Consider the following 16,546-nt stretch of genomic DNA (forward strand, 5'->3'; position numbering starts at 1 on the left):
TCTGTTGCGGCCCCGTCATGGCGTGAACGATTGTCGCATCGCCATTCATCTTCAGGGTTAACAGATTGTTGCCCCGCCGCGCCAACATCCACGCCGGCGCGCATGACGCAGCGAAGCGCCGCGAGTTGGGCTATAAAGCCCGCGCATGCCGATCCGTCGATTGATTCTCGCTGCTCTGGTGCCGGCCCTCGTCGCCGTCGCGCCGCACGCGTTCGCACAGGACAAAGGCACGCTCGACCCCAGACCGCTGCCGCCGCTGGCCCATCCCGACGATCCCGCGACCCCTGCCAAGGCGCTGTTCGGCCGCAAGCCGCTGCCGGCGGCGCTGCCGCCGCACTCCGTCGGCTTCTATGCCAAGGGGTGCCTCGCCGGCGGTGAAGCGCTGCCGATCAATGGCCCGACCTGGCAGGTGATGCGGCTGTCGCGCAACCGCAACTGGGGTCACCCGGCCCTCATCGGCATGCTCGAACGGCTGTCGACGAAGGTGCACAAGGTCGCGGGCTGGCCCGGCCTGCTGGTCGGCGACATCGCCCAGCCACGCGGCGGCCCGATGATCACCGGCCATGCCAGCCATCAGATCGGCCTCGACGCCGACATCTGGCTGACCCCGATGCCGAACCGCCTGCTGTCGCGCAACGAGCGCGAGGACATGTCCGCCGTCAACATGGTGGCGACGAGCCGTCTCGACATCGATCCGCGGGTATGGACACCGAAGCACCTGCAGGTGATCCGCGCCGCCGCGGAGGAGCCGGAGGTCGAGCGCATCTTCGTCAACGCCGCGATCAAGAAGGCGCTGTGCCGCGAGGCCAGCGGCAATCGCGCCTGGCTGTTCAAGGTGCGGCCGATGTATGGCCACGACTATCACTTCCACATCCGCATCAAGTGCCCGCCCGGCAATCCCGACTGCACGCCCCAGGAGCCGCCTGCGGCGAGCGACGGCTGCGGCCACGAGCTCGACTACTGGTTCAGCGACGCGGTGCTGCACCCCAAGCCGCCGCCGGTGCCACCCAAGCCCAAGCCGCCGCTGACCATGGCCGATCTCCCCGCCGCCTGCCGGCAGGTGCTGCAGGCGCCGTGACGGCGCCCTCCTCCCGACGGCGCTGATCATTCCTCGTACCGGAGCTCCGGGATGGCCGACCTTTTCCGAAGAGCGATGCTTATCGCCCCACTGATTGCATGGGCGTGCGGCACGCCCGCATCGGCCCAGCCGCGCGCGATCACCGTCGCCTCGACCACTTCGACCGAACAGTCCGGACTGTTCGGCTTTCTGCTGCCGCGCTTCACGGCGACGACCGGCATCGCCGTCAAGGTGGTCGCCGTCGGCACCGGCCAGGCGCTCGACATTGGACGGCGCGGCGACGCGGATGTCGTGTTCGTGCACGACAGGCCGGCCGAGGAGAAGTTCCTCGCCGACGGCTTCGGCGTGCAACGCTTCGACGTCATGTACAACGACTTCGTCGTGATCGGTCCGAAAGCCGATCCCGCCGGGATTGCCGGCAGCGGCGACGTCCTTGCCGCGTTCCGGCGGCTCGCCGACAAGCGCGCCCCCTTCGTCTCGCGCGGCGATCGGTCCGGCACCCATGCGGCGGAGCTGCGAACCTGGAAGGATGCCGGCGTCGACCTCGAAACGGTCAAGGGCGCGTGGTACCGCGACATCGGCCAGGGCATGGGCCCGGCGCTCAACATGGCCGCGGCCATCGACGCCTACCTGCTGTCGGACCGTGGCACCTGGCTGTCGTTCCGCAACCGGGGCGATCTCACCATTCTCGTCGAAGGCGATCGTCGGCTGTTCAACCAGTACGGCGTCATGCTGGTCAGTCCTGCGAAACATCCGCAGGTCCATGCCGCCGAGGCACAGGCGTTCATCGACTGGCTGCTGTCCGGGGATGGCCAAGCGACGATCGCGGCCTACAAGGTCGGCGGCGAGCAGCTGTTCTTTCCCAATGCGGCGCAGCGCTGACAGGCCGCCTCAGGCCTCGCTGATCCGCGCGTTGACCATGAACGCAACGGCGCTCACCAGCACGCTGAGGGCGATCAAAACGACACCGAGCGCCAGCGCCAGCTCCAGCGCGCCCTTGCCCGTCTCCAGCGCAATCGCCGTCGTCATGGTTCGCGTGAAGCCACGAATATTGCCGCCGACCATCATGATGGCGCCGACCTCGGCGATGGCGCGGCCGAACGCCGCCAGAAATGCGGTCAGCAGCGACGCCCGGCCGATGACGAAGAGCAGTTGCAGACTGCGCGCCTTCGACACCCCATCGAGCCGCATCAGTTCGCCATACTCGCCCCACAGCAGGCTGAGAGGCCGGTGGACCAGCGCGATCACGATCGGCGTCGCCAGCACCACCTGCGCCAGCACCATCGCCGCCGGCGTGAACAGCAGGCCGGCAAACCCGAGCGGACCGGAGCGCGACAGCAGCAGATAGATCGCAAGGCCAACCACCACCGGCGGCAACCCCAGCAGCGCGTTGACAAGGACGATCAGCGTCTCACGTCCGCGAAAGCGGCTGACGGCGAGCAGCCCGCCGAGCGGCGCGCCGACCACCAGGGCGATCAGGCTTGCCGACAGGCTGACACCTAGCGACAGCATCACGATCCCGAGCAGATCGGCATCGAACGCGGCGATCAGGGTGAGGCTCGACGCGGCGGCATGGAGAATGTCCGTCATCCTGCCCTGTGTAACGGTCCGCGCGCCAAATCGCCATCGCCGGCGCGACGGCGCAGCCGCGACATTCCCTCGCCCCCCGAAACGGTCTACAAGGAAGGGATGGTGCCCCTGCCCGGGGTCACGCCAGCTTCGGGAACGGCGGTTCCTTGCCAGATTGAATGTCACAGGCCGTTCGTCGAACGGCATGACAATCCATGTGCGAGGACCTCATCATGCGCATCAGCGCGCGCAACCAGATCAAGGGCACTGTCGTCGACATCAGGAAGGGCGCGACCACCGCCCATGTCGGCGTCGACATCGGCAACGGCCAGATCATCACCGCCGCGATCACCAACGAAGCCGTCGACGAACTCGGCCTTGCCGTGAAAGGCGCGGCGACCGTCGTCATCAAGGCCTCCGACGTCATGATCGCGGTCGACTGACCATGCGCCGCCTTGTCATCCTGACCAGCTGTGCCCTGCTCATCGCCAGCGCCGCAAGTGCCGCGGAGCCGAGCGGCTGCGACAAGTTCAAATGGCCGATCGACCGCGAGCGCGCAATCCTGCGCTCCGAGCCGCTCAAGCTCGATTCCGGCGCCAGCGCCGCGCCGGCGGCAACCCAGCCGGTCCGGCTCGTGCTGCGCCCGGCGGCCGAGGCCCATCTGCCGACGCCGCCGGAGCGATCGCAGAAATCGCCAGATACTTTTGCCGGCTATGTCCGGCTGCCAGCGCCGCCGGCTGCCGGGACCTATGCCATTAGCTTGTCGGCCGGTGCCTGGCTCGACGCCGTGCAGGATGGCAAGTCGCTGAAGACCGTCGCATTCAGCGGCGCGACCGACTGCGAGGGCATCCGCAAGGTGGTGACCTTCACGCTCAAGGCCGAGCCACTGCTGGTGCAGGTCAGCGGCGTCGCCGCGGACACGATCACCCTCGCGATCACGCCGGCGCCGTGATGTCCCGGCATCCCGGTGCGACGCCACAACCCTTTGACCACGTTCCCATTCCTGCTAGTTTGCCTGCCGTTGTCCCGGCCGACCGTAAGTTGGCCGGGCGTGTGGGACGGCGCTCCTGCTGACAGATCTGGACAACCGCCGCGGGCGCCCTGTGCGCCTGCCGATGGAGCGCATGCATCATGATCCGATTCGTTTCCCGCCTTCTCGTCGCGGCCGTGCTGGCCGGCGCGGCGACCGCCCCGACCTTCGCCCAGGACAAGTCGCTGACGGTATTCGCTGCGGCCTCGATGAAGAACGCGCTGGACGATGTCGATGCCGCCTACACCGCCAAGACCGGCGTCAAGGTGGCGGCGAGCTATGCCGCGAGCTCGGCGCTGGCGCGCCAGATCGAGCAGGGCGCGCCCGCCGACGTCTTTCTGTCGGCCGACACCGACTGGATGGACTACGCCACGCAGAAGAAGACCATCAACGATGCGACGCGGATCAACCTGCTCGGCAACAAGATCGTGCTGATCGCGCCGAAGGATTCCACCATTGCCAATGTGGCGATCGGCGGAGGCTTCGACCTCGCCAAGCTCGCCGGCGACGGCCGCATCGCGACCGGCGACGTACAGTCGGTACCGGTCGGCAAATATGCCAAGGCCGCGCTGGAGAAGCTCGGCGCCTGGGAGGCGGCCGCTCCGAAGTTCGCGATGGCTGACAGCGTGCGCGCCGCGCTGACGCTGGTGTCGCGCAAGGAAGCCGCCCTCGGCATCGTCTACGAAACCGATGCCAAGGTCGATCCCGGCGTCAAGATCGTCGGTGTCTTCCCGGAGGGCTCACACCCGGCGATCATCTATCCGGTGGCCGCGACCACGACGGCAAAGCCCGAGACCGGCGGCTATCTCGATTTCCTGCGATCGACGGCCGCGCGCACGATCTTCGAGAAGTACGGCTTCACCGTGCTGACCCGTCCCTCCACCTGAGCCGTGTTCAATATCTCCGCACCAGAATGGACGGCGATCCTGCTTTCCCTCAGGGTCGCCACCGTTGCCACGCTGATCGCAACGCCGGTCGGTATCGCGATCGCCTGGCTGCTGGCGCGACGCGAGTTCTGGGGCAAGGCGCTGCTGGATGCGATCGTCCACCTGCCGCTGGTGCTGCCGCCGGTGGTCACCGGCTATCTGCTGCTGCTGTCGTTTGGCCGTCGCGGCCTCGTCGGCGGCTGGCTCGCCGATCATCTCGGCATCGTGTTCTCGTTCCGCTGGACCGGCGCCGCGCTGGCCTGCGGCGTGATGTCGTTTCCGCTGCTGGTACGGCCGATCCGGCTGTCGATCGAGGCCGTCGACCGGCGGCTCGAGCAGGCCGCGAGCACGCTCGGTGCCGCGCCGTGGCGTGTCTTCGTCACGGTGACCCTCCCGCTGGCGCTGCCCGGCATTCTCGCCGGCATGGTGCTCGGCTTCGCCAAGGCCATCGGCGAATTCGGCGCCACCATCACTTTCGTCTCCAACATTCCCGGCGAGACGCAGACCATTTCGTCCGCGATCTATTCGCTGATCCAGACCCCGGACGGTGACAGCGCCGCGCTGCGGCTGGTGGCGATCTCCGTCCTGATCGCGGTCGCAGCACTGGTGGCATCGGAATGGTTCGCGCGGCGCGCCACCCGCCGCCTCCACGGGCTGTAGAGCCATGCTGCGCGTCGACGTCTTCAAGCAGCTTGGTGAGGTCACCATCGAGGCCGCGTTCAAGAGCCGGGGCCGGGTCACCGGCCTGTTCGGCTCCTCGGGGGCCGGCAAGACCTCGCTGGTCAACATGATCGCCGGCCTGCTGCGGCCGGACCGTGGCAGCGTGTCGATCAATGGCGACGTCATGGATGACACCGCCAGGGGCATCCACGTGCCGCCGCATCGCCGTCACATCGGCTACGTGTTCCAGGACGCCCGGCTGTTCCCGCACATCAGCGTCCGCAGCAATATCGACTACGGGCGGCGCATGAACGGCCTGCCCCATGACCCGGCGACGGAGCGGCGCGTCGTCGACCTGCTCGGCATCGAGACGCTGCTCGACCGGCGTCCGGGTGCACTGTCCGGCGGCGAACGCCAGCGCGTCGCGATCGCCCGCGCGCTGCTCGCACAGCCCAAACTGCTACTGCTCGACGAGCCGCTGGGCTCACTCGACGCCGAGCGCAAGGCCGAGATTCTGCCGTATCTCGTGAAGCTGCGTGACGAGGCCGGCGTGCCGATGGTTTATGTCAGCCACGACGTCGGCGAGCTGCGGCTGCTGGCATCTCACGTGGTGGTGCTGAAGCGTGGCCGCGTAACCGCGACGGGTGGCCCGGAGATCCTGGCCTAGCGACCGCCAGCATCATCGGATCCTCCGACATTTGCTCGCGCTCCGCCACGGCATCGGGGCGGGCGGCGCCGAGCAGATCGAACGGACGAAACTCGAACTGCCCCTGCGGCGCAGTTGATCTATGTTTGCGCGGAACCGTTGCAGGCTGCCGTCTCCGCCGTCGCGGAAATGACGAGGGAGATGAGCCTGGGCGCGGCGGCCCAGGCTCGACATCGATTGCCCGTCTCGCGGCTCATGCTGCAGCTGGGACCAACGACACGAGCCAAAGCTTTGGCCTATGGACCTATGCCTTGCGGTAGCGCCACAGGATCGGCGTGACCAGCATGGCCAGGCAGCAGAAGAAGGCCGGGAAATGCGCGACCGCAAGCTTGTCGTAGTGGGAGGCCGCAGCGAGCAGGACTGGCGTGAGCCCGCCTATGCCGGCTGCTGCGACGTTATATCCGAAGGCCACTCCGGTGTATCGCGTCTGGGGCGGCAAGCTGAAGATGACGGGAATCCACAATATGATGTGAAAGGTGAACAGAAACCCGACGAGCGCGAAGCGCAGGGCCACACTCTCGGGATCCGGCTCGACGGTGAAGTACAGCCAGTAGATCAGGGGAACGGCCGGCAAGGTCATCGTCCACACGGCCCGGGTCGGACCGAGGTGATCGATCAGGAACCCGCTGATCAGGCATCCCACAATCCCGGCGATCGTCGCCCACGCGGCCGCACCATGCGCCACGGTCGGCGAGAAGCCCTGGACCACCTGAAGATATGTCGTCGGATAGAGATAGACACTGGGAACAACTGCCGCGGAAACGCAGCAGGCAACGATGCAGAGCGAAGCCTCGACTGGAAAATTGCCGAGCAGGAGCCGGATCGGCATCCCCTTGGACAAGGCGCGGTGCTGCTTCATCTGCTCGAAGACCGGCGTCTCGTGCACATAACGTCGCAGATAAGCAGCACCGAGCCCGAAAACGCCGCCCAGGATGAACGGAAGCCGCCAGCCGTAGGCGAGCGCGCTCGCCTTGTCCATCTGGCTGACAAGCGCGGTCGCCTGTGCAGCGCAGAGCGAGCCGATCGAGAACGCCGCCCCGAGCAGACCAATCGATCGCCCCGCGCTGCGCTCGGCCACGTGCTCCGACACGAACACCATCGCGCCGGGGATCTCACCGCCGAGCGCAAGTCCCTGCAACACGCGGCACACCAGCAGGCAGATCGGAGCCAGCACGCCGACTTGGGCATAACCGGGAAGCAGCCCGATCGCCGCCGTCGGCGCAGCCATCAACACGAGTGTCAGCGAGAAAATCTTCCGCCGCCCGAGGAGATCGCCGAGGTTGGCGAGGAAGATGCCACCCAGCGGCCGGATGAGGTATCCGATCGAGAAGATCGCTAGCGCCTGGAGCTGCGCGAGCCAGGGCGGCGAGTCGGGCGGAAAGAACACATTTCCGATATAGGGCGTCAGATAGACAAAGACGACGAATTCGTAGAACTCGAGCGCCCCTCCGAGGCTCGACAATCCCAGCACCTTGTACTGCTCGCGCGTAAGCGTCGCAGGCAGTGTCGTCGGCTTCTCCGCCACTGCCCCAATCCGGATGTCGGTCAAATTCCCCTCCCTTGTTTGTTTTATGGTGTTCTGGATCCGAGATCGTCGCCGCTGCAACGGCGCAGTCGCAGCTATTGCGCGGCCGCAACCCGGGCGGCGTCGCGCCCCGCGCCCCGCAACAGCGACCGGAACTCACCGGCCGACATCAACTCCCGTCCGAGAGACGCGACCATGTCGCGAACGATCTCGAAGATTTCGGCGTTGCTCGTGATCAGGTCGTCCCGATGCGGCCACTTCCAGATGGTGTCCTCGGAGCCCACCCGGACGTGAAGCCCCATCAGCAGGGCAAGGTTGGCAAGATAGAGACTGGCGCGCCCGCCCGAGCAGGCAAGGATGGTGGCGCCGGGATCAACATGGGTGATCAGGCGAACGATACGCAGGAAGCCGTCGATCATGCTCTGCGGGTCGTACATCGGGCTGCAACCGGGCAGGGCGGGAACGACCAGCCAGGTCAGCGGACCGCGAACCAGCCCCGAATCGATGAGCAGCCGTCGCGCATTATCGACGTCGGCGTCGGTATAGACCGCGATCTGCGGGGTGATGCCCGCGTCGAGAATGAGCCTGGTCTTTTCGATGATCGCGTGCGGCGGCTTCACAAACAGGTTGTCGCCGAGAATGATCGCAGTCGTGTTGACCGGAACAGCGTCCACCAGCCCGGCGTCGAGCATCTTTTCCAGTTCTGAGCACTCCTCGTCGTTCACCGCGACGAGGCAGGCGTCGAACGCCACCTGCGGATGACGCGACCGCAGCTCGGCAAGCACGTCCCTGAATGCCGACGTCGAAAGAATATTGAAGCCGCGCTCGTCGCGCGCATGCACATGAATGATCTGGGCACCGCGCGCGATGCAATCCTCCGCGGAGGCGATGATCTCCTGCGCCGTCAGCGCCTGATGCGGGTTCTGCTGTTTGCTGAAGAACGCCCCATTGATGGCCGTCGACACGATCGCCTGGCGCGGCACCGACCAGCGGGGCATCTGCTCGGCTCCCGAGATCATTGAGCGATCGGCCTGCATCACGGCCGGATAGCCGTAAGGCCGCCAGTAGGTGGCCATGTTCTCGCGATCCACCCATTTGCGAACCATCGGCCAGTTGATTGTGTCAGCCATCGCTGCCCTTCCCTCTTCGTCAGAGTCCCGGAGATTGATCTTATTCTTTCGTAACTAGACCATACGCCGAATGTCAAGATGCTCAGCGAACGCATCACATCTCCATATCCGGAAAAATTGCGGGAAAAGCGGCAGGAGGCCTGCCATAACACCGGCCCTAATTATTGCTTAACTGGACTTATATGGGATCAGGAGGGCATCCGCCGGCACGGAGCGCAATGCCAATCGCACTCCCTCCGCACCAGACACCGATCATGAAAAGAGGAGGTTGCGCGCGCAGTCCCGCAGCTAGGACTGTCGGACGGTTACGTCCCAGGCGCGCAACGGCGCGCGGCACGACAGACAGATGAATCGTGCGTCGGTGATCTGACCACACGAGTGGACCAGGAACTGCGGCGGCCCCTTGCTCCCCGCCAGCCAGCGATCAGCCCAATCGATCAGGCTGTGAAACATAGGGTAGACGTCCTCACCGCGCGGGGTGACGACATAGTCGATGCGCCGACCAGCAGGCTCGGCATGGATGAGATCGAGACCGACGAGCTTCTTGAGACGCGACGACAGGATGTTGGAGGAAATGCCCAGCGCATCCTTGATCTCGGAATAGGTGCTGTGCCCCTGAAAGATACTGAACAGCGCGAGGTTGCTCCAGCGATCGCCGACAATGGTCGTCGCCACCAGATCGTCCAGCCGGGCGCCTTCCACGGGCTTGTTGAACGCGTCCTCGTTCTGGCGCGAGAGCCGTTTCATCGGCTGGGGATCCGTTCCACGGTCCGGGGCATCGATGAAGGTGACGTCGCGGCGATGAACCTCCTGATCGCAGCAGCGGCAGACAAAAGCCGCCTTCAGCGGCGCGCCGCATGACCGGTGGACAAGCGTATCGGGAAGAAAGAGCTGCTGGCTGCTCCAGCGCTGGTGCCAGTACCAGACCGCCAGGATGAAATTGTAGAGGTCGAGGCCCTTCGGCGTCAGACGGTACTCCTGGACAAGCGTCCGGTGCTGCGCAGGCCGCCGGTAGAAAATCTGGTTGTCGGCAAGAGCGGCGAGCCGGAGCATGAGGGTCTGCCGCGGGATCCGCAGATTGTCGTGAAATTCGTTGAAGCGCTTGCGGCCCTGGAACGCCTCCTTGAGGATGAGGATCGTCCAGGCGTCGCCGACAACCCCGAGGGCGCGCACGAGCGAGCTGGCGGGGATGCGCGCGGTCAGCTCTTCCTGATCATTCTGTGCGGCAGGTTTCGGCATCGAGGCTCATTGGCGCTAAGGCATTGCGCCAGCATGCCCCGCCTTGAATAGGGCCAATTGCGCGGCCCGATCAAGCCCCAATTCCGACAGGATCTCCTCGGTGTGCATGCCGAGCGCAGGCGCTCCGTCACGGACCGATGCCGGCGTCCGCGACAGCACGACTGGCGGCTCGATCACCAGATGGGGCTCCGGCGCGCCCGGCAGCGATCGACGACGCCACAGCCCGCCCTGCCGCAGATTCTCGTCCGCCAGCACCGCTGCGAGATCAAGCACCGGCGCGCAGGGCAGTCCGGCCGACCGGAATCGCTCGAGGCACTCCTCCGTCGTCAATCGGGCGCAGAATTCCGCCATGAACGCGCTCAATTCGGCACCATGAGCCCCGCGCGATTCATCATCGGCGTAGCGCGCATCGGCCAGCCAGTCCGGGCGTCCTACCAGCTTTGCGCAGCGGGAGAACATCGCCGCTCCAATGACCTGCAGCAGCACGAAGCCGTCTCGCGTCCGATAGACATCCGCCGGGCCGGCGAGCTGGGCGCGGTTTCCCTGTCCTTGCCGGCCGACCTGCAGCCGCTCCTCTTCGACAAGATTCGAGGCCATCGCAAACACGGCCGTCCTGATGAGCGATACGTCGACATTCTGGCCCCGGCCACTGTCATCCCGCTCACGCAGCGCCGCAAGGATGCCGAACGCCGACAGACATGCGGACATGTGATCCACCCAGTGGCAATAGCTCTTGCGCGGCAGTCCCTCCTCGCCGCTCAGGTGCATCGCGCCCGACATCGCCTGGCCGACACCATCGAAACCCGGCTGATCGGCCAGACTTCCCTCGCGCCCATAGGCTGTGCACACCGAGACGATCGCACGCGGGTTGATCGCGGCGATGCGCTCGTAGTCCAGCCCCATCGCAGTCAGGGTCTTCGGAGGCACATTGACGACGATGATATCGGCCGTGGCGATCAGGCGGTCGACGACGTCGCGACAGGCCGGGCTGAACACATCGAGCGCAAGGGAGCGCTTGTTGCGGTTCATCTGCCAGTACACCGCGCCGCCGACATCCTCGCCCACGGGCTGGACGAAACGATCCGCAGCGCCCCCGGGACGCTCGATCCGGATCACGTCGGCCCCAAGATCGGCCAGCAGCGCCGCGCAGAGCGGGCCGGCAATGAACTGGCCGAAATCGAGAACCCGCACGCCCTGCAGCGGAGCCGCGTCCTGCCGATCCGCATGCGGCGCGCTCATTCGAAAATGTCCTTGCCGTCGACCCACGTCGTGTGGAAGCCGAGCGATATCCGGTGCGGGATCTTCACCTTGGCAACCGGACCGCGGCTGATGTCCCTGGCATCGAAGATAAGGCAGGCCGACGACCAGTCATTGGTGTCCGTGACGAAGGTGACCGGATAGGCCGCGGTCTCCTCGGTGTCTGCGGTGGCGCCCCGGCGCGGCGCCACCGGCGCCTCGTTGCCGTAGACGCCCTCACCATAGTCGTAGCGCTGGCAGCCGCCCGTCTCCAGATCGTACCGCACGAGCGCATCGAAGGTCTGCGACTGACCTGACGTGTGTCCTTCGAGCGGAAGCGGGATCACCTGGTTGAAGGAATAGCGCGTCGGGCGGCCCATGAAGTTGTGATTGACCGTCGGAAATTCGGTGTTGAGATCGTCGATCGGCCCCTCGCGCACCTCGCCCGTGACCATATTGAACGACCATTTGTAGAGCTGATGCAGCCGGCGCCGCTGGGCCAGCATCGACGCGAGTTCGCGGTCCTTGGGATCCCGCGAATAGCCGGGGTCCGCCTGCCGGCAGCCGACTTGGTGAACCCAGTCGCCCTCCTCCCAGCAATTGACCAGATGGAGAATGTAGCAGGGCTCCGCCTCGAACCACCGGATCTCGTGAGATTGACCGCGACGAGGGATGATGCCGAAGCGAGCGGGAACCTCGCGATGAAATCGCACCACCCGCTTGCCATGCTGCCGCAGCACGTTGACGTCGTGGAAGAACGGCAAATCGTGGAGGATCGCGTACCGCGCGGTCAGGCCGAGGTCATGCGGAGAGCGCGGCCCCGGAATATCGATCGGCACGTCGTGCAACAGCTGTCCCGTCGGGCTGCCGACGCCATAGCGCATGTAGGGCGGCTCGTCGGAATAGGTAAAGAAGTACAAATGCCCGTCGGCTGGATCCACTTTCGAATGCGCCGACAGCGTGTGCCTGAGTGCACCGCCGAACGTTTCCTTGCCCTTGGTCTCGAGCGTCAGCGGATCGATATCGTAGGGATGGCCCGCCATGTGCCACAGCGACAGCAGCTTGCCGGCATAGAAAATGACATCCGTGTTCGACACGTCCTTGATCGGAGAGCCCGGCAGCTTGAAATTGTAGGGCCCTGCGATGCCGGGCCAGATGCTGCGGTTCGCGATGTCCTCGACGACGAAGGCCTCATTCCTGACCCAGCGCTGACGAAACGACGCCTTGCCGTCGCGGAAGTAGATCGCGCGAAGCATCGCGTCGCCATCGTAGTAATGATACTTGTTGGCCGGAGCAAAACGTTGCGAGGGGCCGTTCATCACGTAGGCGCCGTAGAGATCGGACGGTATCTCACCCTCCACCTCGAGATCCTCGGCCGCGTATTCGCGCGATGTCGGCGCGAACGGTCCATGCAGGTAGGGATGATCCGTCGACCAGATCCACTCTGGCGCATCCGGCGGCATCCTGCCGTCGGGCGACAGCATCCGAACGTTGGCCCGGGTGATCACCAGCTCTTCCGCTGCCTTGGCCGCCTGTATGTGCATGTCCATCTGTGGTGTCTCCTGGCTCTTAGTCGCTGAGGATTGCAGGGATGCCCGATGCAGTCTTGGCTTCGAGCATCCGCGTCAGTTCGATGCGCTGGAGCTTGGCCAGCGCGTTGCGTGGAAGACGGTCGAGATGAACAATCCGCTCCGGCCACTTGAAGCGTGCCAACCCGGCCTCTCGGCAGAATGCCACGACGGATTCGAGCGTGACGCTTCTGCCGCCACGCGGCACGACGAACACGCAGACGCGTTCGCCCAAGCGGGCGTCGCCGTAGGCAGCGACGGCGGCCTCGCTGATATCAGGATGACTCGAGATCAGTGCATCGAGTTCGGCCGGCGCAATCTTCATTCCGCCGCGAATGATCAGTTCACGCGAGCGCCCGACAAAGCGGACGAAGCGCGCTTCGCCATTCTCCTCGGCGATCTCGAAAAGATCCCCCGTCGAGAAAAAGCCATCGCCATCGAACCGCGAACGATCGAGCCCGCCAGGCTGCCAATATCCCGGAAACACGGACGGACCGCGAATCCACATTTCCCCGATGTCACCGGGCGCCACCGCCGGCCGCCCCTCCTCGGTGATCAGCCTGAACTCACCGCCATTCGCCGTCCGCGTCTCCGGCTTCCACGAGATGTCGCCCTCGCGCGGGAACAGCCGCGCCCGCGCGCGGGGCGCCGGGACGTTGTCGCGGGTCGAGCAGAGATTGATGCCTTCATTGGAGCCGAAGATGTTGACCACCGGCACGCCGAGCGCCTTCTCGAACTTTTCCACCACGTGCGGATCTGGCGGCGACGAGCCGGTGCCGACGGCGCGCAGCCGCTGCAGCAGCCCCGGATCAGCCGCGGCGCCATCCAGCAGCGACGACAGGATCGCCGGCGCGACCACCGTATAGCGGATGTCCTCCTGCCTGATCTGATCGAGGAACACCCCAAGGTCGAACGGATGATGGAGCACCAGCGTGCCGCCGGCGCTCAGCCACACCATCATCAGCCCACCGATCGCTGCGGCGTTGACGAACGGAAACGGCGCCAGGATCGCATCCCCCGATTCCACGGTCAGCGTTCGGGCGAATCCGTGCGCGCTCGACAACCAGTTATTGTGCGTCTTCGGCACCGCCTTCGGACGCCCCTCGGTTCCCGAGGTCCAGCAGATTGAGAACAGCCCGTCGGGATCGACCGGGACGGACGTGCTGGCAGCGTCGCACGCGATCGCCTCGGGATGCGACAGGCTGGTCACTGCAGCAGGCAATCCGTCGCCGAAGCCGAAGACCTTTCCGTCAAACGCGACGTGGTCCATGAAATCGGCGAGCGGCTCCGCTCCTGCGGCGGTCGCGACCCCACACACGGCCACCGGCCGCAACAGCGCGACGATCTGCGCAAGCTCGTGGTGTCGATACTGCATCGGCACCGGGCTGAGGACGGCGCCCAGCGAAGCGGCCGCCAGATAAAGAGCAAGCAGCTCGTGCAGATTGGGCAGTTGCACCAGGATGACGTCGCCCGATCGGATGCCTTCCCGCGTCAAACGATCCGCGACGCCGGTCACCAGAGCCGCCAGTTCGCGATAACTGAGACGGCGTGGCGCGCCAAACGCGATCGTCGCCCGGTTCGGCGGATCGACCACCGCCGTCCGTTCAGGCCAGCGCGACGCATTGGCGCTGAACACGTCGTAAATCGTCTGATCGCGCCAGAGACCGCGGGCATGATAGGCCGCGGCAGTCGATGCGGCGTACAGCCCGCTCACTGCAGGATTCCTTCGACCAGACTGCGCGACGCCGCACGATATTCCTCGGCAAGCCGCGCAACGATGCTGGCCGCCGGTTCGACGGCCTTGATGGCGCCGACGCCCTGCCCCGCCGACCAGATACCCTTCCAGGGCTTGACCTCAGCGCCCTCCAGACCGGTGAAATTCATCTTCGCCGTCGACACGGCGATTTCAGCCAGATCGAGACCCTGGGCCAGAATGCTGGGCACAAGCATATTGGCCCGCGCTCCCGTGAATGCCCGGGTGACGATCAGATCCTGCGCCGAGCAGGAGAGCAGCATGTCGCGATGGCCGGGATCGGTGCGGCTTTCTTCGGCCGCCATGAAGGCCGTCCCCATATAGGCGAAATCGGCCCCCATCGCCCGTGATGCCAGCACCGCACGACCGGTTGCGATCCCTCCGGCCAATGCCAGATAGCCATCGAAGAACTCGCGTACTTCCTGCAGAAACACCGGACCGCAGAGATCGCCGGTATGCCCACCGGCGCCTGCGCAGACCAGCACCAGCCCGTCGACTCCGGCGGCCACGGCCTTGCGGGCGTAGGCCACGGAATTGACGTCTGCGAAAACTAGACCGTTGTACCGGTGAACCGTCTCGATCACGGGAGCAGGACCTCCCAGCGCCGTGATCACGATCGGCGGACGATACTTGTCGACGAGGGCGAGATCGTCCGGGAGACGCTTGTTGGTGCGGTGCGTGACCAGATTCAGAGCCCAGGGCGCAGCTTCGCCATCAGCCAGATCGTCGGCGATCCGACGCATGAAAATCTCGAGTTCTTCGGCGTTTCGTGCATTCGGAGCGGGGATCGATCCGACGATTCCGGCCTTGCAGCACGCCACCACGAGCTCTGGACCCGACACCAGAAACATCGGCGCGGCGAAGACCGGCAAGCGCAGCCGAGCCAGCCTGGCGCGCGGACTTTCAGTGACCCTCATCTCGACCCCTCTCCTTCAGCAGCACCCAATTACTTGCATAACTGGACCTGTTAGGCAATATGGCATTTCCGACTGGAGGTTCAGAATGACCGGAGCGATGCCGAGCCCGTTGATATTGCTGTGCGGATTGACCAATACCCCCGAGCTGTGGGCGGGCATGCGCCAGCACCTCGGCAGCGACATCGTGACGAAGGCGCCAAGGCTGCCGGTCGATACGGATGTGGACGCGATCGCGCGTACGCTGCTCGGCGATGCGCCGGCCCGATTTCATCTGTGCGGCTATTCGTTCGGCGGATATATCGCGCTGGCCATCCTCGCCGCCGCGCCACACCGGGTGGATAGCCTGACGTTGCTCTGCTCGACGCCGCGCGCTGACGGCAAAGAGCAGATTGCACAGCGCCGCCGCACGATCGAGCGAATCCAATCGGGCGACTATCATGCGATCATCGCCGAGCAGGATCGCTGGATGTTCCACCCGGAGAACAAGGCGAATGCTGCCTTGATCGATCTTCGCAATACAATGGCCAACGACTATGGACCGACCGCAATGACAGCACACCTGATGGCGAGCATATCCAGACCCGATCGCAGCGCTGGCTTGCGAGGCCACCACCCGCGCGTCATGATGATCGCGGCTGACAATGACGTTCTATTCAGTGTCGAGAGCCAGCGGCGGATTGCGGCCGATATTCAGGCCGACCGGTTCGAAGTGATCGAACGCGCGGGTCATGGCGCCCCGCTTGAGCGCCCCGAAGCTATCGCCCGCATATTGAATCAATGGATACGCGGGGACTCATAAGCGACAGCGCGGCTGACCGAATCACGCCGCGCTCGCGTGGGGAGCGCGGTGCGGATCGCGGCCGAAGTGATGCGGGTGAACAAGGCCCGCTTTGATCGCCTTCAATATGATCTCCGAGGCGACGCTTGCTTCAAACCGTCACGGCTTTGCGCGCCAAAAGTGGGCGCGGGTGAGTTGCCCCCTTGAATGACGCGGCCGCAGCATAGCAGCCGCCGGCGCGCTCCCGCTTGAGGCCTGCGGCCTGCCCGCAGTCTCGTCCGGTCCAGCGACTATTGCCTGATTGTCCGGCTATCCGCGGGGTGTGCGCGGTGTAAAAGGAATCCTGATGAAGAAGATTGTAATGGCGACGGCGGCGGTCGGCACTCTCGCTCTCGGCTAGATCCTCGCGACATCTCCAGCCGAAGCCTGCT

The 16,546-nt window shown here is 65.4% G+C and carries 16 protein-coding genes; 8 read left to right on the forward strand and 8 right to left on the reverse strand.

Annotated elements, in window-relative coordinates:
* The first annotated feature begins 145 nt into the window (after positions 1 to 145).
* Both mepA and JQ639_RS18230 read left to right on the forward strand, forming a co-directional pair.
* Complete coding sequence (mepA, locus tag JQ639_RS18225) at positions 146 to 1,078, forward strand: penicillin-insensitive murein endopeptidase (protein WP_211967498.1); 933 nt, start codon at positions 146 to 148, stop codon at positions 1,076 to 1,078.
* Positions 1,079 to 1,153: 75 nt separating this feature from the next.
* Entirely contained in the window at positions 1,154 to 1,960 is an 807-nt protein-coding gene (locus JQ639_RS18230) for an ABC transporter substrate-binding protein (protein WP_249123286.1), read from the forward strand.
* Positions 1,961 to 1,969: 9 nt separating this feature from the next.
* On the opposite strand, the gene JQ639_RS18235 is transcribed toward JQ639_RS18230, so the two are convergent.
* Entirely contained in the window at positions 1,970 to 2,668 is a 699-nt protein-coding gene (locus JQ639_RS18235; RefSeq protein WP_211967500.1) for an ABC transporter permease, read from the reverse strand.
* A gap of 212 nt (positions 2,669 to 2,880) precedes the next feature.
* On the opposite strand from JQ639_RS18235, the gene JQ639_RS18240 reads away from it, so the two are divergent.
* The 5 genes from JQ639_RS18240 to modC all read left to right on the forward strand — a co-directional run bounded on the left by JQ639_RS18240 (position 2,881) and on the right by modC (position 5,930).
* The gene (locus JQ639_RS18240) at positions 2,881 to 3,090 is read left to right on the forward strand and encodes a TOBE domain-containing protein (protein WP_211967501.1); all 210 of its coding nucleotides are present in this window, start codon (positions 2,881 to 2,883) and stop codon (positions 3,088 to 3,090) included.
* Between the two features lie 2 nt (positions 3,091 to 3,092).
* Positions 3,093 to 3,599, forward strand: coding sequence for a hypothetical protein (locus JQ639_RS18245; protein ID WP_211967502.1), 507 nt, complete (start codon positions 3,093 to 3,095; stop codon positions 3,597 to 3,599).
* 179 nt (positions 3,600 to 3,778) lie between these two features.
* Positions 3,779 to 4,564 carry a molybdate ABC transporter substrate-binding protein gene (modA, locus tag JQ639_RS18250; RefSeq protein WP_211967503.1) on the forward strand — a complete coding sequence of 262 codons (786 nt, stop codon included), beginning with the start codon at positions 3,779 to 3,781 and terminating at the stop codon, positions 4,562 to 4,564.
* Between the two features lie 3 nt (positions 4,565 to 4,567).
* Positions 4,568 to 5,263, forward strand: a complete 696-nt coding sequence (modB, locus tag JQ639_RS18255; protein ID WP_211967504.1) for a molybdate ABC transporter permease subunit — start codon at positions 4,568 to 4,570, stop codon at positions 5,261 to 5,263.
* A gap of 4 nt (positions 5,264 to 5,267) precedes the next feature.
* Positions 5,268 to 5,930: a molybdenum ABC transporter ATP-binding protein gene (gene modC, locus JQ639_RS18260; protein ID WP_211967505.1), complete on the forward strand. Its 663-nt coding sequence runs from the start codon at positions 5,268 to 5,270 to the stop codon at positions 5,928 to 5,930.
* A gap of 283 nt (positions 5,931 to 6,213) precedes the next feature.
* On the opposite strand, the gene JQ639_RS18265 is transcribed toward modC, so the two are convergent.
* The 7 genes from JQ639_RS18265 to JQ639_RS18295 all read right to left on the reverse strand — a co-directional run bounded on the left by JQ639_RS18265 (position 6,214) and on the right by JQ639_RS18295 (position 15,337).
* Positions 6,214 to 7,518, reverse strand: coding sequence for an MFS transporter (locus JQ639_RS18265; RefSeq protein ID WP_211967506.1), 1,305 nt, complete (start codon positions 7,516 to 7,518; stop codon positions 6,214 to 6,216).
* Positions 7,519 to 7,589: 71 nt separating this feature from the next.
* The gene (locus JQ639_RS18270) at positions 7,590 to 8,624 is read right to left on the reverse strand and encodes a 3-keto-5-aminohexanoate cleavage protein (RefSeq protein WP_249123287.1); all 1,035 of its coding nucleotides are present in this window, start codon (positions 8,622 to 8,624) and stop codon (positions 7,590 to 7,592) included.
* Positions 8,625 to 8,912: 288 nt separating this feature from the next.
* Positions 8,913 to 9,863, reverse strand: coding sequence for a winged helix-turn-helix transcriptional regulator (locus JQ639_RS18275; protein WP_211967507.1), 951 nt, complete (start codon positions 9,861 to 9,863; stop codon positions 8,913 to 8,915).
* Positions 9,864 to 9,878: 15 nt separating this feature from the next.
* On the reverse strand, positions 9,879 to 11,102 hold the full coding sequence (locus JQ639_RS18280; RefSeq protein WP_211967508.1) for a CaiB/BaiF CoA transferase family protein: 1,224 nt from the start codon (positions 11,100 to 11,102) through the stop codon (positions 9,879 to 9,881).
* Positions 11,099 to 12,649, reverse strand: coding sequence for a carotenoid oxygenase family protein (locus tag JQ639_RS18285; RefSeq protein WP_211967509.1), 1,551 nt, complete (start codon positions 12,647 to 12,649; stop codon positions 11,099 to 11,101). The genes JQ639_RS18280 and JQ639_RS18285 overlap by 4 nt, the downstream gene beginning before the upstream one ends.
* 19 nt (positions 12,650 to 12,668) lie before the next feature.
* Entirely contained in the window at positions 12,669 to 14,381 is a 1,713-nt protein-coding gene (locus JQ639_RS18290) for a class I adenylate-forming enzyme family protein (protein ID WP_349644747.1), read from the reverse strand.
* Complete coding sequence (locus JQ639_RS18295) at positions 14,378 to 15,337, reverse strand: NAD(P)H-dependent flavin oxidoreductase (RefSeq protein ID WP_211967512.1); 960 nt, start codon at positions 15,335 to 15,337, stop codon at positions 14,378 to 14,380. The genes JQ639_RS18290 and JQ639_RS18295 overlap by 4 nt, the downstream gene beginning before the upstream one ends.
* A gap of 85 nt (positions 15,338 to 15,422) precedes the next feature.
* Here JQ639_RS18295 and JQ639_RS18300 point away from each other — a divergent pair, with 85 nt between their 5' ends.
* Entirely contained in the window at positions 15,423 to 16,136 is a 714-nt protein-coding gene (locus tag JQ639_RS18300; RefSeq protein WP_211967514.1) for an alpha/beta fold hydrolase, read from the forward strand.
* The last annotated feature ends 410 nt before the right edge of the window (positions 16,137 to 16,546 follow it).

Source organism: Bradyrhizobium sp. U87765 SZCCT0048, from assembly GCF_018131225.1.
Taxonomy (GTDB): Bacteria; Pseudomonadota; Alphaproteobacteria; order Rhizobiales; family Xanthobacteraceae; genus Bradyrhizobium_A.

Excerpts from the sequence above, each read along its gene's own strand:
- mepA (WP_211967498.1), top strand. The coding sequence starts at position 146 with ATGCCGATCCGTCGATTGATTCTCGCTGCTCTGGTGCCGGCCCTCGTC.
- JQ639_RS18230 (WP_249123286.1), top strand. The coding sequence starts at position 1,154 with ATGCTTATCGCCCCACTGATTGCATGGGCGTGCGGCACGCCCGCATCG.
- JQ639_RS18235 (WP_211967500.1), bottom strand. The coding sequence starts at position 2,668 with ATGACGGACATTCTCCATGCCGCCGCGTCGAGCCTCACCCTGATCGCC.
- JQ639_RS18240 (WP_211967501.1), top strand. The coding sequence starts at position 2,881 with ATGCGCATCAGCGCGCGCAACCAGATCAAGGGCACTGTCGTCGACATC.
- JQ639_RS18245 (WP_211967502.1), top strand. The coding sequence starts at position 3,093 with ATGCGCCGCCTTGTCATCCTGACCAGCTGTGCCCTGCTCATCGCCAGC.
- modA (WP_211967503.1), top strand. The coding sequence starts at position 3,779 with ATGATCCGATTCGTTTCCCGCCTTCTCGTCGCGGCCGTGCTGGCCGGC.
- modC (WP_211967505.1), top strand. The coding sequence starts at position 5,268 with ATGCTGCGCGTCGACGTCTTCAAGCAGCTTGGTGAGGTCACCATCGAG.
- JQ639_RS18270 (WP_249123287.1), bottom strand. The coding sequence starts at position 8,624 with ATGGCTGACACAATCAACTGGCCGATGGTTCGCAAATGGGTGGATCGC.
- JQ639_RS18275 (WP_211967507.1), bottom strand. The coding sequence starts at position 9,863 with ATGCCGAAACCTGCCGCACAGAATGATCAGGAAGAGCTGACCGCGCGC.
- JQ639_RS18280 (WP_211967508.1), bottom strand. The coding sequence starts at position 11,102 with ATGAGCGCGCCGCATGCGGATCGGCAGGACGCGGCTCCGCTGCAGGGC.
- JQ639_RS18285 (WP_211967509.1), bottom strand. The coding sequence starts at position 12,649 with ATGGACATGCACATACAGGCGGCCAAGGCAGCGGAAGAGCTGGTGATC.
- JQ639_RS18295 (WP_211967512.1), bottom strand. The coding sequence starts at position 15,337 with ATGAGGGTCACTGAAAGTCCGCGCGCCAGGCTGGCTCGGCTGCGCTTG.
- JQ639_RS18300 (WP_211967514.1), top strand. The coding sequence starts at position 15,423 with ATGACCGGAGCGATGCCGAGCCCGTTGATATTGCTGTGCGGATTGACC.